The sequence below is a fragment of the Methylobacterium sp. WL18 genome, from assembly GCF_008040015.1.
Classification (GTDB): Bacteria; Pseudomonadota; Alphaproteobacteria; order Rhizobiales; family Beijerinckiaceae; genus Methylobacterium; species Methylobacterium mesophilicum.
In genome coordinates this window covers 1-16176 of the sequence record NZ_VRVD01000053.1, presented here as the reverse complement: position 1 = coordinate 16176, position 16176 = coordinate 1, and the positions used below count along the sequence as shown (strand labels likewise).

General features: G+C 67.6%; 16 protein-coding genes and 1 pseudogene. 12 read left to right on the top strand and 5 right to left on the bottom strand.

All coding sequences use genetic code 11. The features are described 5' to 3' along the window. Positions 1-161 precede the first annotated feature (161 nt). Together FV228_RS07430 and FV228_RS07425 are read left to right on the top strand one after the other, a co-directional pair. A complete protein-coding gene (locus tag FV228_RS07430) occupies positions 162-605 on the top strand; it encodes a CHRD domain-containing protein (RefSeq protein ID WP_147854017.1) in 444 nt (147 codons plus the stop codon). Positions 606-969: 364 nt separating this feature from the next. Next, a complete protein-coding gene (locus FV228_RS07425) occupies positions 970-1308 on the top strand; it encodes a hypothetical protein (protein WP_147854016.1) in 339 nt (112 codons plus the stop codon). 62 nt (positions 1309-1370) lie between these two features. Here the strand turns inward: FV228_RS07425 and FV228_RS07420 are convergent, their stop codons facing one another. Further along, the gene (locus FV228_RS07420) at positions 1371-3443 is read right to left on the bottom strand and encodes a TonB-dependent receptor (RefSeq protein ID WP_246693862.1); all 2073 of its coding nucleotides are present in this window, start codon (positions 3441-3443) and stop codon (positions 1371-1373) included. A 559-nt stretch (positions 3444-4002) separates the two neighbouring features. Here FV228_RS07420 and FV228_RS07415 point away from each other — a divergent pair. The 9 genes and pseudogenes from FV228_RS07415 to FV228_RS07370 all read left to right on the top strand — a co-directional run bounded on the left by FV228_RS07415 (position 4003) and on the right by FV228_RS07370 (position 12118). Continuing rightward, complete coding sequence (locus FV228_RS07415) at positions 4003-4908, top strand: aldo/keto reductase (RefSeq protein ID WP_147854014.1); 906 nt, start codon at positions 4003-4005, stop codon at positions 4906-4908. Further along, entirely contained in the window at positions 4898-5641 is a 744-nt protein-coding gene (locus FV228_RS07410) for an NADPH-dependent F420 reductase (RefSeq protein WP_147854013.1), read from the top strand. The genes FV228_RS07415 and FV228_RS07410 overlap by 11 nt, the downstream gene beginning before the upstream one ends. A gap of 7 nt (positions 5642-5648) precedes the next feature. Further along, on the top strand, positions 5649-6995 hold the full coding sequence (locus FV228_RS07405; RefSeq protein WP_147854012.1) for an MFS transporter: 1347 nt from the start codon (positions 5649-5651) through the stop codon (positions 6993-6995). Positions 6996-7470: 475 nt separating this feature from the next. Beyond that, positions 7471-7890 (top strand): hypothetical protein, encoded by a 420-nt coding sequence (locus tag FV228_RS07395; protein WP_147854010.1) that lies wholly within the window; start codon positions 7471-7473, stop codon positions 7888-7890. 156 nt (positions 7891-8046) lie between these two features. Continuing rightward, positions 8047-8328, top strand: a pseudogene (gene rpsF / locus FV228_RS34085) (30S ribosomal protein S6); the annotation flags it as partial. Between the two features lie 170 nt (positions 8329-8498). Next, a complete protein-coding gene (locus FV228_RS07385) occupies positions 8499-8816 on the top strand; it encodes a hypothetical protein (RefSeq protein ID WP_147854009.1) in 318 nt (105 codons plus the stop codon). Further along, on the top strand, positions 8813-10372 hold the full coding sequence (gene guaA / locus FV228_RS07380; RefSeq protein WP_147854008.1) for a glutamine-hydrolyzing GMP synthase: 1560 nt from the start codon (positions 8813-8815) through the stop codon (positions 10370-10372). Before FV228_RS07385 ends, guaA begins: the two co-directional genes overlap by 4 nt. Before the next feature lie 157 nt (positions 10373-10529). Then, positions 10530-10886, top strand: a complete 357-nt coding sequence (locus FV228_RS07375; protein ID WP_238260937.1) for a helix-turn-helix transcriptional regulator — start codon at positions 10530-10532, stop codon at positions 10884-10886. Further along, positions 10886-12118, top strand: coding sequence for a HipA domain-containing protein (locus FV228_RS07370; RefSeq protein ID WP_147854006.1), 1233 nt, complete (start codon positions 10886-10888; stop codon positions 12116-12118). The genes FV228_RS07375 and FV228_RS07370 overlap by 1 nt, the downstream gene beginning before the upstream one ends. Here FV228_RS07370 and FV228_RS32980 read toward each other — a convergent pair whose 3' ends face one another. From FV228_RS32980 to tsaA, 4 genes are all read right to left on the bottom strand, one after another. After that, on the bottom strand, positions 12119-12259 hold the full coding sequence (locus tag FV228_RS32980) for a hypothetical protein (RefSeq protein WP_187277671.1): 141 nt from the start codon (positions 12257-12259) through the stop codon (positions 12119-12121). A gap of 184 nt (positions 12260-12443) precedes the next feature. After that, a complete protein-coding gene (locus tag FV228_RS07365) occupies positions 12444-13052 on the bottom strand; it encodes a LysE/ArgO family amino acid transporter (protein WP_147854005.1) in 609 nt (202 codons plus the stop codon). Positions 13053-13145: 93 nt separating this feature from the next. Beyond that, positions 13146-13841 carry a GDSL-type esterase/lipase family protein gene (locus tag FV228_RS07360; protein WP_147854004.1) on the bottom strand — a complete coding sequence of 232 codons (696 nt, stop codon included), beginning with the start codon at positions 13839-13841 and terminating at the stop codon, positions 13146-13148. Continuing rightward, complete coding sequence (gene tsaA, locus FV228_RS07355) at positions 13838-14296, bottom strand: tRNA (N6-threonylcarbamoyladenosine(37)-N6)-methyltransferase TrmO (protein WP_238260976.1); 459 nt, start codon at positions 14294-14296, stop codon at positions 13838-13840. The genes FV228_RS07360 and tsaA overlap by 4 nt, the downstream gene beginning before the upstream one ends. A 159-nt stretch (positions 14297-14455) precedes the next feature. Here tsaA and FV228_RS07350 point away from each other — a divergent pair, with 159 nt between their 5' ends. Next, positions 14456-15949, top strand: coding sequence for an AMP nucleosidase (locus tag FV228_RS07350; RefSeq protein WP_147854002.1), 1494 nt, complete (start codon positions 14456-14458; stop codon positions 15947-15949). Positions 15950-16176 lie beyond the last annotated feature (227 nt).

Here is a 16176-nt window from a genome sequence, read left to right as displayed (position 1 = left end):
GGCGGGGCCCCCGCGTCCGTGACCGCCATCGCGCCCCCATCGGCCCACGCGGCCGGACATCTGTCCCACGTTTCACGATAGCCCGGTGGTCCGCGCGGCGCCGCCCCCTTATCTTGCGACACGTGGCCCCGCTTGAGGGCCGTGCCGAAGCGGAGCGTCCGATGACACGCCTGTCCAGAACCGGTCTCGTAGTCCTCCTCGCATGGTCCATGCCGCTGGCGACGTCCGCCGTCCACGCGGCCGGCACCGGCACTCCGTACGCGGCGGCGCTGAACGGCGGCAGCGAGGTCCCGGCGACCGATTCGAAGGGCACCGGCAGCATCACGGCGACCTACGATCCGGCCACCAAGCACCTGAGCTGGAACGGGACCTACAGCGGCTTGACCGGCCCGGTCACCGCCGCGCATTTCCATGGCCCGGCCGCCGCCGGCGCGAATGCCGGCGTGCTGGTGCCCGTCACCGTCACCGGCAGCCCGTTCTCCGGCGAGGCCACCCTCGACGACGCCAAGGCGGCGGACCTCGAAGCCGGCAAGCTCTACTTCAATATCCACACCGCGGCGAACCCGAAGGGCGAGATCCGCGGGCAGGTCGAGCGCGCGCACTGAACGTCCGACCCGCGGGGAGACGCTGCATCGCGCCGCAGCGCCGACCCCGTTCGACGGTGTGATCCGACACCGTCGGCAGCCGATGATCTCGGTCTCGGCCCACCCTCGGGAAACGGGCGATCGGAGTTCGCCCGGCCTCGAAGGCAGGCGCGCGGTCGGGCAGGCTTCTGGCCCGGCATCGACCCACGGTCGGGGCGAGCGCGGCGGTGCAGCCTCCGGCAGCGCGACATCCTCGGATGCGGCGGATCGCTGGATGGTTTCCCCGTGCTCGCCGTGACGGCGCGACCGAATTTTCAGCGCCTGCCGGGTGACCCCTCCGGCAAATGATGCTTAGGCGGATCCTCCCGAGCCGCCGGAGGTGCCGATGAAGCAGATCGAGGCCATCATTGCGTGGACACCCGCCCGCTGGGCGGAGCTGCGGCCCGAGACGGCCGGGCAGATCGTGGTGCTGCCGGCACCCGACCCGGAAGGCGCCACGAAGCGCTACATCATGCACGCGGGCGCCAGTTCCTCCGCGCTGGCGGCCCTGTCGGACGAGGCCCGGATCGCCCGCCTGTTCATCGATTTCCAGACGATCGTGGTGCGCGACGGGCTCGACCCCCAGGTCGTCCACCGCGCCTTCCTGGCGATCGACGAGTACCGGTTCCGCATCGCACCAGACACGGAGGGTGCCGAGTTCGAAGACCCGCCAGAGGAGGATTAAGGCCTCCGGCGCGAGCGCGGCCGGGAGGAGCCGCGGCGCGGCCGCGCCGGCCGCCGAAGGCTTCACAGGTCGGCGGTCAGCGACACTTTGAAGGTGCGCGGCATGCCGAGGATCAGCTTGCCGGCGCCAGTCGATGCATAATAATCGAGGCCGGTGACGTTCTCGACGTTGAAGCTCGCGTTCATGGGCGTGTCGTTGATCGTTAAGCGATAGCGCAGACCCAAGTCGAATCGCGTCCAATCCGGAATTTTCTGCCTGTTGGCTTGGTCGTAATACTGTGCGGCCGTGTAGATCACCCGCCCCGCCAGCGCGGCCCCGGGAAGCAGATGGCGCGGCAGGTCGACCTCCGTGGTCAAGTTGAGCTGCACCGGCGGAACACCCGGGGCGACCTTGCCGTCGAATGCGCCGCCCGCGGTTTTGACCAGTCGGCCGTCCAGCAGGGTGATGCCGCCCAGGAGGCGCATGCCATCGACCGGCGAGCCGAAGACGTTGACGTCGATTCCCCGATTGTGCTGCTCGCCGGTCAGCCCATAGATGCGGGTGACCGGGTTCTGGAACGACGACGGCTGGGCGATGTCGTAAAAGGCCAGCGTCAGGCCGAGGTCGCCGAGATCGAGCTTGGCGCCGGTCTCCAGTTGGGTGGACACGGTCGGCGGGAAGACCGCACCGGCATTCAGGGCGTCGCTGGGCGCCGTCGAACCCAGGCTGAGCCCTTCGGCATAGCTGGCGTAGAGGGACATCCACGGTAGAGGTTTGACAACCATGCCGGCGAGCGGCGTGACGACGCTCTTGGCGTAATCGGACACCAGGGCGGCGGTGACAGAGTCGTAATTCCTGGTTTCAACGGCTTGGCCGCGGACCCCGACGATCAAATCGATGACGTGCGGGACGAGCGATACGGTGTCGACCGCGGCCAATCCCTTCAGCTCGGCCGGCTGCTGAGCCACGATCCTGGGAATGCGGGCGCTGTTCAGCGGCAGGCTCGCGAGCGGCCTGTACAGATTGGAGACCACGGACGGCCCGGAGGCGGACGCGTAGGGATTGTCGTTGCTGTAAGCCGTCCCGACGATCGAGATGGCATGGTGGACCGTGCCGGTGTCGAAGGTGCCGCGGAATCCGGCCTCGGCCGTGAGCTGAGACTGCCGATCCGGGAACAGGATCATACGCCCGTTCAGGTCGCCCCGGGCATTGATGATCGTGAACGCGGGATAGACGAACACCTCGCTCGTCCGGGATCCGCCGAACGCCGCGAACAGGGTCCAGTCCGGCGCGACGTCGTATTCCGCCCGGGCCACGGCAAAGCCGGACTCGGAGTCCGTGAAGGCCCCGCGCGGCTGCTGGTTGATCGTCAGGTCCGGTGCCCGGGGAACTGCCAGGCCGGGCAGGATGCCGATGGCTGCCGTCGGGCTGCGATACGCCAGATTGTGATAGCCGGCGTCCAGGCTGAAGCGGAACGCCTCGCCGCGATAATCGAGCCCCAGCGTCGCGCCGCCGTTCCAGATCGACTGCTGATCGATCGGGGTCTGGCCGTCGCTGTAGAAGGCATTGAGACGAACGCCCAGCGCGTTGCCGTCGCCGAACCGGCGGCCGACATCGAGCTGCGTCCCGCCGCTGGCGCGCGACATGTAGGTCGTCGTCACCCGCGTGAGGGGGACTTCGCCCGCCCGTTTGGGAATCAGGTTCACGACCCCCGCGACGCTGCCGTTCGGCGGGAATCCGTACAGGAACGCTGCCGGGCCGTGCTGAACCTCGAACCGCTCGATGCCCTCGATGATCGGTTTGCGAGCGTCGCTGATGCCGTAGAGACCGTCGAAGGCGAAATCGCGGGAGTTCAACACGACGCCGCGGACGAAGACGGTGTCTTGGCTGCCGAACGGCGGTTGGGATGTGCGGACCGCTGGGTCGTTGGCGAGCACGTCGGCGACAGTGCGGGCACCCTGGTCGCGGGCCATCTCGGCCCCGTAATTGTTCTGCGTGAATGGGGTGTCGAAGATGCTTCGGTTGCCGAGCAAGCCGACGCGGCCCTCCAGCGCAACCTGCCCGCCTGCGTAGAGCGGCGACGGCTGACCGATCGTGCCCGAGCGCGGCGGACGGCCGCCGCCCGTCTGCGTCACGCTGAGCTCGTCCAGCGTCACCGCGTCGGCGTTCTCCTGAGCGGCAGCCGATGTTGCGACGGTTGCACCGACAAATATCGCTGATGCCGATGCAAAGTAAACGAACGTCTTGCGTTGCGATGTTGCTCTTTTGACCATAACGGTTCCGGATAAATTTGAAATCATCGCATATAATCGCGCCTTTTTTGATGCAATCAATCAGACGCGTTTCGCGAATTATCAGCGATATCCCGGCTGATATGAGTCGAGTCAAGAAGATTTAGATTATTTATGATTGTTTTAATTTCAGTATATACGTGTGAAGTAGAACTTAAATAATCGTCTATCTATAAATCACGAAGATAGAAATCATAAAAACTATCAGATCGTCAAAGTCATCGCGATAAAAACGCATCGCCGTCGGGTCGCCGCGCGTCGGAACTTTCACAGACCCGGCATCGAAGTGCGGGCCCGTGGCATTCTCGCCTCGCAGGGGCTCGTTGGCGCGACCGCTGCTCGCGCAAGCGTGAGAATAACGAATACACATCCGCGCGGCGTGCCCTATGTCCGGGTCGTGTCCCGACACCGCCGGAGGCCGGCCATGCCCGTATCCCGTCGCGCCGTCATCTCGGCTGCCACCCTGGCGCCGCTCGCCGGCCGCCTGTCCTGGGCCGCGGAGCCGCTGATCCGAAGGCCGATCCCATCGACGGGCGAGATGCTGCCGGCGATGGGGATCGGCACCTCCCGGCGCTACGAGGTCGAGCCCACTGTCGAGGCGGTCGCGCCCCTCAAGGCGGCGGTGCAGGCCTTCGTGTCGCTCGGCGGAACCGTGATCGACACGGCGCCGAGCTACGGCACCGCCGAGGACGTGCTGGGCCTGATCCTGGCCGAGCCCGGCCTGCGCCAAAAACTGTTCCTGGCCAGCAAGGTCGACACGCAGGGGCATGACGCGACGCGGGCGGAGTTCGAGCGGTCGCTGAAGCGGATGAAGGTCGAGAGCCTGGATCTCGTGGCGGTCCACAACCTGATCGACGTGGACGCGAATCTCGCTGTGCTGCGCGCGCTGAAGGACGCCAAGCGGATCCGCTATGTCGGCGTCACGGTCTGGCGGGACGGCCAGCTCGACGCCCTCGAGGCGGTGATGAAGCGGGAAAAGCTCGACTTCATCCAGGTGAACTACGCCATCGACAACCGGGCCGCGGCCGAGCGCGTGCTGCCGCTCGCCGCCGAGACGGGCGTGGCCGTGATGACCAACGTGCCCTTCGGCCGCGACCGCCTGTTCAAGGCGGTGCAAGGCAAGGAGCTGCCCGCGGTGGCCAAGGATCTCGGCTGCACCAGCTGGCCGCAGGTGTTCCTGAAATACGTGCTCGGCAACCCCGCCGTGACATGCCCGATCCCCGGCATGGCCAAGGTGGCCTATGTCGAGGACAACCTTGCCGCCGCCCGGGGACCGCTCCCCGACGCGGCCCAGCGCAAGCAGATGGAGACCTTCATCGATGCGGTCTGATCGCACCACGCGGCGCGCTGCGCTCGCCCTCGCCGCCATCCTCATGACGGCCACAGCGATGCCGGCCCTGGCGCAGGAGAGTGCCAAGAAGATACGGATCGGGGTGATCGGGGCCGGCAACATCGGCGGCACGATCGGAGGCCTCTGGGTCAAGGACGGCCACGAGGTGATGTTCGCCTCGCGCCATCCCGAGACCCTGGCGCCGATGATCGCCGAACTCGGGCCCAAGGCCAAGGCCGGGACGCCGGAAGAGGCGATCAAGTTCGGCGAGGCGGTGTTCGTGGCCGTGCCGTACAAGGCCTATCCCGACCTCGCGAAGGACCTTGCGACGTCACTCTCCGGCAAGGTCGTGCTCGATGCCGGCAACGCCACGCAGAAGCGCGACGGCGCGCTCTACGACGAGGTTCAGGCGAACGGCATCGGGGCGACCTCGGCCAAGTACCTGCCAGGGGCCAAGGTGGTCCGGGCCTTCAACGCGGCCAACTACAAGGTGTTCGCCAAGGCGGGCGCGAATGGCGGCCAGGACCGCCCGGGCGGCCGGATGGCGATCCCGATCGCCGGCGACGATCCCGCGGCGCTGAAGGTGGCCGAGGGCCTGGTGCGCGATGCCGGCTTCGATCCGGTCGTGGTCGGTCCGCTCAAGGACGCCGACAAGTTCGCCATGGGGTCGCCCGGCTTCGGTCACGAGGCCACCGCCCCAGAGTTGCGCGAGAAGCTCGGGCTGGGGAAGTGACGGGCGCGTGCCTGAAACATCCGCGCCCCGCGGCCCGCTCGCGCGCCTGATCGACATCCGGCCCGGCGAGGGCCAGGCGCTCGCCTGGTCCTGGGCCTACATCTTCTCGATCCTGGCCGCCTACTACGTGCTGCGGCCGATTCGCGACCAGATGGGCGTGGCGGGGGGCATCGAGAACCTGCCGTGGCTGTTCACGGCGACGCTGGTCGGCATGCTCGCCCTGAACCTGCCCTTCGCCTACCTGGTGAAGCGCATGCCGCGGGCGCGGTTCGTGCCGATCACCTATCGGTTCTTCGCCGCCAACATCCTAGCCTTCGCGCTGGCCCTGTACCTCGCCCCGCCCGATTGGGGGATCTGGATCGGGCGGGTGTTCTTCGTCTGGCTGTCGATCTTCAACCTGTTCGTGGTCTCGATCTTCTGGGCCACCATCGTCGACGTGTTCTCGAACGACCAGAGCAAGCGCCTGTTCGGCTTCATCGCGGCCGGGGCGACCGTGGGGGCCATCACGGGCTCGGCCACCACCGCGATCCTCGCCAAGAACGTGCCGACCTGGGGCCTGATGCTCTGCGCGGTGGCGCTGCTCGAAGTCGCGGTGTTCTGCATGCGCGGGCTGGCGTCCCTGTCGGCGCGGCTCCACGCGGTTCCGGGCAGCGAGACCGCCAACGACGGCCAGGACCGCACCATCGGCGGCAGCGTGCTGGCGGGTGTGACCCGCACCCTGGCGTCGCCCTACCTGCTCAACATCTCGCTGTTCCTGCTGTTGTTCTCGGTGACCTCGACCTTCCTATATTTCGAGCAGGCCGGCATCGCCAAGCGGAGCTTCCCGGACCGGGGCGCGCAGACCGCGTTCTTCGCCAGCGTCGACCTCGCGGTGAACGTGCTGACGCTTGGCGTGCAGCTGTTCCTGACCGGGCGGATCGTCAAGCGGCTCGGCGTCGGGATCACCCTGGCGCTGCTGCCGGCCTTCAGCGTGCTGGGCTTCGCCGCGCTCGCGGTCTCGCCCACCATCGGGGTGATCGTCGCGTTCCAGGTCCTGCGCCGGGCCGGCAATTTCGCGATCGCCCGCCCGATCCGGGAGGTCTTGTTCACGGTTGTCCCCCGGGAGGACCGCTACAAGGCCAAGAGCTTCATCGACACCGTGGTCTACCGCCTGGGCGATCAGGTCGGGGCGTGGTCGTTCACCGGAATCCAGGGGCTCGGCCTCGGCAGCACCGGGATCGCCGGGGCGGCGGTGCCGCTGTCGGTGGCCTGGCTGCTCAACAGCCTGTGGCTGGGCCGGGCCCAGGATCGCCGTCGGGCCGCAATGGACGAGCCCGCACCAGACCCCGCTGCCTTGCCCCGCGCCGCGCCGTAATCCGCCGCCGCTGGTGCCGGCGGGGCCGCCGCGTTAAGCGGCGGTTTACCATGCGGCGCGAGATCTCGTGCTCAGCTCCGCCGGAGGGACGAGACGGCATGACGTGTCCGGCACAGCCTGGACCGGGCTCACGAGTCCGCGCCGCGGCTCTGCTCGTCCTGGTGGCCGTCGCCCCGGTGCCGGTCCGCGCGGAGGAGCCGCTGTTCATCCGCATCCGGCCGACGCAGGATGGCGACCGGACCGCCCGCGAGGCCCTTTGGGCGCGTCGGCAGGCCCATGCCCGCGCGGTGATCGAATCCGTCTGCACCGGCTGCCTCGGCGCCTGGAAACCGGAGCCGCCGGTGCCCCCGGCTGCGACCCCCGGTCCCGCGCAGGCCAGGATTGCGGACCTTACTGCGCCGGCAGGGCTTGAAACCGACACCGGCTCCGGGGCATCCGAGCCAGCTTCCGATCCATCGCTTCCCGAGAGGCAACCATGACGCAATCGCATCCGACCAGCGGCGCCGAGCCCGAAGTCGATTGCCCCGTGAGCCTCGAGGTTCTGGGCGAGGTCTACCGGGCCGACGAGTTCGACCTGCCGATGATCCTGGAGCAGATCCCGCCGCTGAAGCGCGCCCAGCTCGCCGCCTACCTCTACGGCAAGAGCCACATGCACAAGCTCGGCCTGAAGGTCGCCCGCTCCTGCGACCGCGACGACCTGATTCGGGTCGCCGGCGAGATTGGCTCGGTGATCCATGGGCAGGCGCACCTGAAGCCGGCCAAGCCGGCCGCCGTTGCCGCCCCCGAGTTGCGCGCCAAGACCCTGCCGGGCCAGAAGAAGGTCAGCCTGGCGGGCGCCCCGGCCAAGCCCGCGATCAGCCTGGGCGGCTCGGCCAAGGTCCGCAACTTCGACTGAGGCGCGCCGCCGGAGGGTACGCCCGCGCGGTGGAACCCTCCCGGCCTCCCGCTCGTGCGTCGCGCGATGCACGCGGCGGCACTGCACGGAACGACACTGCAAATGCTGCGGGGCCGGATGTATGATAGGGTCGGCGTAGCCCGATCGGAGGTTGGCGTGGCGCACTACAAAAGCTTCATGATCGCGCGCCAGGACGCAGCCTCCACGCGATCCGAGACCGTGTTCGACACCTATAGAGACGTGATCGAGCGCAACGGCGGCCGTCTCGACATGATCGAGATGTGGGGCGTGAAGTCTCTGGCTTACCGCATCAAGAGAAACCGCAAGGCGCATTTCGCGCTGCTGGACATCGACGCGCAGCCGGCCGCCATGGCCGAGATGGAGCGCCAGATCGAGACCTCCGAGGACGTGCTGCGCGTCGTGACCCTCCGGGTCGAAGACCCGGCCCCCGAACCTGCTCCGATGGCGGGCTTTCTCGACGATCGGCGGGACAACGACGGTGCCCTCAGCGCGTTGCAGACCGAATTGAACGCCTATTCCCACACGATATTGGACGAGCTGCGGCAGCTGAACGCCTATATCGAAGCGCGATCGTAGGGGAACGCCCGATGAGCGGAGGCGTCTTCGGCGCATTGAAGGATGCCATCCTGATCCTCGATGAAGTCAAGCGCCTCTCGGACAACATTCGCAAACTGGTCGATCGAGTCGAACGCCTGGAACAACGGGTCGGCGACCTGGAAACACACGATGCGGTCGACGCCGTGAAGGGCGATGCCCTGGTGGCGCGCCTCGAAGCCGCGACCCGGATCGCCGCGGCAGAATCCCATGCCAGTCTGATCGAGCGGATCGTCAGGATCGAGGGCGTCGTCCTCGGCACCCCCGGCGATCGTTCGATTTCGCGCCTACCCAGCAAAGATGACCGATGACAGCTCCCACGCATGACAAGATCCTGATCGTCGATTTCGGCTCTCAGGTGACCCAGCTCATCGCCCGGCGGGTGCGGGAGGAGGGGGTCTATTGCGAGATCGTCCCCTTCACGAAGGCCGAGGCCGCGTTCCGCGAGCAGAAGCCGAAGGGCGTGATCCTCTCGGGCGGCCCCGAATCGGTGACCGTCGAGGCGAGCCCCCGGGCGCCGCAACTCGTGTTCGAATCGGGCGTGCCGGTCTTCGGCATCTGCTACGGCCAGCAGACCATGGCGGCCCAGCTCGGCGGCGCGGTCGAAGGGGGGCACCATGCCGAGTTCGGCCGGGCCGAGGTCGAGATCCTGGCCGATTGCCCGCTGTTCAACGGCGTCTGGCACAAGGGCGAGCGCTACCCGGTCTGGATGAGCCACGGCGACCGGGTCACCAAGCTGCCGGACGGCTTCACCACCGTGGCGATCTCGAAGAACGCGCCCTTCGCGGCCGTGGCGGACGCGGCGCGCAACTACTACGCGGTGCAGTTCCACCCCGAGGTGGCCCACACCCCGCACGGCGCCCTGCTGATCCGCAACTTCGTGCGCGATATCGCCGGCTGCTCCGGCGACTGGACCATGGGCGCCTACCGCGAGGAGGCGATCGCCAAGATCCGCGAGCAGGTCGGCTCGGAGAAGGTGATCTGCGGCCTGTCCGGCGGGGTCGATTCGGCCGTCGCCGCGGTGCTGATCCACGAGGCGATCGGCGACCAGCTGACCTGCGTGTTCGTGGATCACGGACTGCTGCGCCTGGGCGAGGCCGAGCAGGTCGTGGCCCTGTTCCGGGACCACTACAACATTCCGCTGGTCCACGTTGAGGCGAGCGGCATGTTCCTGTCGGCGCTCGAGGGCGTCAGCGACCCGGAAGTGAAAAGAAAGACCATCGGCCGCCTGTTCATCGACGTGTTCGAGGCGGAGTCGAAAAAAATCGGTGGGGCGGCGTTCCTGGCGCAGGGCACGCTCTACCCGGATGTGATCGAGAGCGTGTCGTTCACCGGCGGCCCGTCGGTGACGATCAAGAGCCACCACAATGTCGGCGGCCTGCCCGAACGCATGAACATGAAGCTCGTGGAGCCGCTGCGCGAGCTGTTCAAGGACGAGGTCCGGGTGCTCGGCAAGGAACTCGGCCTGCCGGACGCCTTCGTCGGCCGCCATCCGTTCCCGGGGCCGGGCCTGGCCATCCGCTGCCCCGGCACCATCACGACGGAGAAGCTCGAGGCCCTGCGCAAGGCCGACGCGATCTATCTCGACGAGATCCGCCAGGCCGGCCTCTACGACACGATCTGGCAGGCCTTCGCGGTGATCCTGCCGGTGAAGACGGTGGGCGTGATGGGCGACGGCCGCACCTACGACCACGTCTGCGCGCTACGCGCCGTGACCTCGGTGGACGGCATGACCGCCGACTTCTACCCGTTCGACATGGCCTTCCTGGGCCGGGTCGCGACCCGGATCATCAACGAGGTGAAGGGCATCAACCGGGTGACCTACGACATCACCTCGAAGCCGCCCGGCACGATCGAGTGGGAGTGATTTCGGCCTATCCGAGGAAATCCAGAACGACGCTGGAATGCGATGCGGCTCGCTCCGGCAGCTCATTGACAGATACACCGAGCTGATCATATCTGACAAATTGTCGATCGTCCTTTGTCAGATATGACTGATTGCGATGGGGTCTCCGAAAGCGAAGTTGGCCCTTGCGCGGCTCGGTCAGGACATCCGCCTGGCACGCCTCCGGCGCAATGTCGCCGTAGCGGATCTGGCAGTGCGCGCTGGAACCTCGCCCAGCTCGATCACGCGGCTTGAAAAGGGCGAGCAAGGTGTCGCCATCGGTACGCTGGCCGATGTCCTGGTCGTTCTGGGGCTGGTGGAGCGACTGGCCGATCTGATCGATGTTCGCAAGGACGATCTAGGGCTCGCGCTATCCAATCAACATTTGCCGCGCCGGGGGAAGTCGTTCGCGACGAAAGTCCGAAAGCAGAAGGCTCAAGCGCAGGACGATCAACCCCAGCAGGATGTCATGGATCCTGATGGGGCTTCATTCTGATGACGGATTCTGTCGCTCATGTCGCATTGGGCGAAGGCCGGGTATCGGTCGGCCGGTTGCGTTTTACACATGTCGGGCCGAGGCAATTCTCGACATTCTCCTACAGTGCCGCATGGATGGAAAACCCGCGGGCCTTCGCCATACAACCGGATTATTCCCTCGAGGCCGGCCAATTCCACACATCGGGTCAACCCGGAACCATGCGTGATGCGCTGGCGGGCGTCTTCGCCGATGCAGCCCCCGACAGCTGGGGGCGCAGGCTGCTCGAACGCGCTTATGGCAATGGGCTCAGCGAATTCGCTTATCTGACGCTATCCGACGATGCCTGTCGGCAAGGCGCGTTGCGCTTTCTGGACGACAACGGCGCGATCATTCGCGGCAAGGCCGTCGATGCCGTTCCGCGTCTGGTCGATCTGGAGTCGATCACGGCCATTGCCCGCGCCTATGAACAAGGAAAGGACATCTCGGCCAAGGACATACAGGCGCTGGCGGGGGCGGGGGGCTCCGGCGGTGCGCGACCCAAGGCTAATGTCAGGGACGGTGATGCGTTGTGGCTGGCGAAGTTCACCTCGGTCCACGACCAGCAGCCGATCGAGCGCGTCGAGGTTGCGACGCTTCGCCTGGCTGCAACGTGCGGCATCCGCACGCCCGCAGCCCGGCTGGAACTGGCCGACACGCCTTTTCCGGTAGCGCTGATCCAGCGGTTCGATCGACGCGGAAGCGCCCGCATCCCCTATATTTCGGCGCGCACCGCTTTGGGCAAGACCGGGACGGAACTCGGTTCCTATACGGAGATCGTCGATTTCATGCGGGGCTACGCCGCCGATCCGCGGGCCGATTTTCGTGAACTTTTCCTGCGCCTGATCTTCACGATCCTCGTGTCCAACAAGGACGATCATCTCAAGAATCATGGGTTTCTCTATGTGGGGGGCGGGCGCTGGCGATTATCGCCGGTTTTCGACGTGAACCCGGCGCCGGATCGCAACCCGCACCTCGAAACGGCGATCCTGGAGGGCGGTGCGTATGACCGGTCGATCGCCTTGGCGCTGGAAGCCTGCGAATTTTTCGAGCTTCCCGAACGAGAGGCGAGGCAGATGATCCGTGAGACGGCGCGGCGCATTTCAGACGGGTGGCGCGAGGCGTTGCGTCAGGTCGGGGTTTTAGGCGCGTTGGCGCGGGACTATGAGGCCGCGTTCATTCACGATCAGACCGAACTGGCGTTACGTATTTAATCAAATATGACCGATAATAAGGATTTCCTCGTCAGATGTGAATGGCATCTTCGAATGGCGCCGTTTGCCCAGAGCGCTTTCCTCCTGCCAGTCGATCAATTGACGCGGGGCATCGATGGAACCGAGCGGGCGGTGATCCATGTCAAGTTCGCCACCGACAAGACCGAGATTCTGCCGGACTCAAGCCTGAGATCGACGGGTATGCCGATCGGACTGATTCCGCCGCGCACAACCTGTTCATTCCCGATGGCCGGCAAAGAGTTACCGCCTCGCGTTGGTAGGATTCTGAGCGGAAGACTATCGCTCCGCCGGATACATCCCGCCGTTACCGTCCGCTCAGCAACAACTCGGCCGCGATCACCCACATCGTGATCGCGATCACGCCTTCGAGCACGCGCCACGCGGCTGGCTTGGCGAACAGGGGCCGGAGGATCGCGGCGCCGTAGCCGAGCGAGAAGAAGAACGCGACCGAAGCACTCATGGCGCCGGCCGCGAAGGCGGGTTCCCGGCCGGGGAAGCGCGTCGAGATCGATCCGATCAGCAGCAGCGTGTCGAGATAGACGTGCGGGTTGAGCCAGGTCAGCGCGAGGCAGGTCGCGAGCGTCCGCCCGAGGCCGGCGGCGGATCCCGGGGCGGGCTGCAGCACCTCGGTGTCTGCGAAGGCCGACCGGAGGCTGCGCGCGCCGTACCAGATCAGGAAGGCCGCGCCGGCATACAGCATCGCCGGCCGCAGCCACGGGGCGAAGACCACGAGGCTCTTGAAGCTGGTCACGCCCACCAGGATCAGGAGCGCGTCGGAGGCCGCGCATGTGGCGCAGACCAGCGCGACGTGCTCGCCGCGCAGGCCCTGCCGCAGCACGAAGGCGTTCTGGGCGCCGATGGCCAGGATCAGGCCGGCGCTGACGGAGAACCCGGTCAGGAAGACATCGAGCACGCGGTGTCGCTCATCGAAGGTTGAAGGTTCGCGTGGTCATGACCGGCCACTCCGTCGGAGCGGAGACGGCACGGCGCCTTCCGCACGGATTGCTCACGGCGGCGCGCAGAGCACCGGCTCCAGCGCCGCCATCGCCTGCCGGAACGCCGCCAGGTGCAGGCCGTCCCGGAGCGCTCCCGGCTTGGCGTAGCCTGTCTCGCCGTCGCGCAGCGGCGCGAACGGGTCCGCGAAGGTGCATCCGAGGCGGGTGCAGAGCGCGCGCAGCCGGTGCGAATAATCAGGCACGGCCGCCGCATCGAGGAACCGGCCGCTCTCACGGCCGATCGGGGGCAAGGCGGTCACCACCACGCGCGGGCTGACGGCCTGGAGCCGCCTGACGATGGCGTCCACGGTCGCCTCGAACCGTGAGGCCGCCTCGGCGGAGCGCGGTGCGTTCTTGGCGAGGATGTCGTTGGTGCCGATCGTCAGGGCGGCGACCTTGGGCGCGTGGTGGAAGCGCAGCCCGGCGAGGTGGTCGAGAAAGGCGGCAGCGGTGGCGCCGCTGAAGCCGCCGTTGACGAAGTCCAGGCCGCAGGGCCGCTGGCTTCCGGGCTGCAGCTCCACCTGGGAATCGCCGCCCCAGAACACGTAATCGGGTGGCGCCTCGTCCAGGCTGACCTGGACGGCGATGCCGCGCATCACCGCGTAGGCCCGGGCATCCGCGGCGGGCTTGTGCAGGTACCAGCCGGCGAGTCCTCCCAGCGTCAGCAGGACTAGGGCCGCGAGGATCGCGAAAAGGCCCCGCCTCACGGCTCGGCGCCGGCGCGGTCGATCCGCGCCTCGGGCCGCGAATCGGTCGTGGCGTAGTAGGGCTTGATGTCGAGGAGCGGCGTTCCGTCCAGGCAATCGAGCCCGCGGACCCGCAGGGTGTCGCCCGCGCGGGCGATCAGCTCGACCACCGAGAGGGCGATCGGGTTCGGCCGGGCGGGGGAGCGCAGCGCGAAGGTGCCGCGCGGCCCGTCGGCGTGGCGCGGCTGCTGCACCACGAGCCCCCGGGTCGCCTGGTCCATCCAGTAGAGCAGGATGAGGTGCGTGCAGCCGGTGATCGTGAGCAGGCCGGACGCGTAGGCCGGATCGACCTCGACGGTGCAGACGGCGTCAGTCTGCAGGCCGTTCTTCGGGCAGTCCCGGCGCGTCCGCCACGGCGTCCGGAGGCGGCCGATGAAGTGGAGGCCGGCGTCGAATGCGGCGGGCAGGTCCGCCATCTCCTCGCCGGGACGGATCCCGAACTCGTCCGCGCCGCTCAAGGAACCTCCGCGCCGTCGCATCCCGCGCCGGTTCTCGGCCAAGCGCCGTCCGGCCGCAAGCCCGGGTCGCGCGCGCACGCTCCGCGGTGTAGATCCGAGCTTGCGACGGGAGGGTTCATGATCGAGCGGGAATTGCGGCCGATGCAGGCCGTGGCGGATGCGGACAGCGCGGTCGATCGCCTGGTCGAGCTCTATGACGGCGCCGCCGACGCCCTGCGGCAGGCGCTGGAGCGGTACCTTGCGGGCGGTCCTCCGCCGGACGCCACCGAGCGCCTCGCGTTCCGCTATCCCGAGTTGCGGATCAGCTATCGCCCCGCCGGCCCGCTGCCGCGGGTGCGCCGCGCCACCGCCAAGCTCCAGGCCGCCGGCACCTACGCCACCACGGTCACGCACCCGGCCTTCTTCCGCCACTACCTCACCCGGCAGTTGCAGCCGCTGATCGACGATTACGGCATCCAGATCGAGGTGGGCCTGAGCGCACAGGAGATCCCCTATCCCTACGTGCTGGAGGCGGGGCTCGACGCGCGCGGGAGCACCGTCGACGGCGCCGAGCTGGCCACCTACTTCCCGGTCCCGCTGCTGTCGCTGGTGGGCGACGAGATCGCCGACGGGACGTTCGATCTGGTGGATGGCGAGCCGCTGCCTCTGGCCCTGTTCGACGCGGTGCGGGTGGATTACTCCCTGCGCCGCCTGGTCCACTACACGGGGTGCGACTGGCGCGAGGTCCAGCCCTGGATCCTGCTCACCAACTACCACCGCTACGTCGATCAGTTCGTCCGGCACGGGCTGGAGCGCCTGGCTTCCGGCGCGGAGGGTTTCGAGCGGCTGGTGCTGCCCGGCGGCCTGTCGGTGAGCCAGGCGGAGGCCGCCACGGCCGATCCCGCCGCGGTGATCGCCGCCTCGCCCTGGCATCGCCACCAGATGCCAGCGTATCACTTGGTGGCGCGCGGCGCCGATGGCACCATGCAGGGCACGACGCTGGTCAATATCGGCGTCGGCCCCTCGAACGCGAAGACGATCACCGATCACCTCGCGGTCCTGCGCCCGGATTGCTGGCTGATGGTCGGCCATTGCGGCGGCCTGCGCCAGTCGCAGACCATCGGCGATTACGTGCTCGCCCACGCCTATCTCCGGCGGGACCGGATCCTCGACGAACTGGTGCCGCCGGACGTGCCGGTGCCGGCGCTCGCCGAGGTGCAGGTCGCGCTCCAGAGCGCCGCCGCCTTGGTGACCGGCGAGCAGGCGGAGGCTCTGAAGCGCCGGCTGCGCACCGGCACGGTGGTGACCTATGACGACCGCAACTGGGAGCTGCGGTTCAGCCAGGAGCGCCGGCGGATCAACCAGTCGCGGGCGATCGCGGTGGACATGGAGAGCGGCACGGTGGCGGCGCAGGGCTTCCGCCTGCGCGTGCCGTACGGGGCGCTGCTCTGCGTCTCCGACAAGCCGCTCCACGGCGAGATCAAGCTGCCCGGCGCGGCGAACGCGTTCTACGACCGGGCGGTGTCGGAGCACCTGCGCGTCGGGCTGGCGGCCCTCGACGCGCTGCGGGCCGACCGGCACGGGCTGCATTCGCGCAAGCTGCGCAGCTTCGACGAGCCGCCCTTCCGATAACCCGCCGGACCCTCGATACAGTCAAGCTTTCAATATTTTCGTACATTTTTCGCATGACAGCGACTGACTGACTCGGCGTATTCAGTCGTCGCGCCGGGATACCTGCGATCGATCGGACGTTGGAAAGTCATACTCCTCGCAAGGATTGGACTTTCTCATGAAGCGCTTTGCTCTCGCATCGACGGCCCTGCTGGCGGCCTTCGCCCTGGTCCCGGCCGGCGCGGATG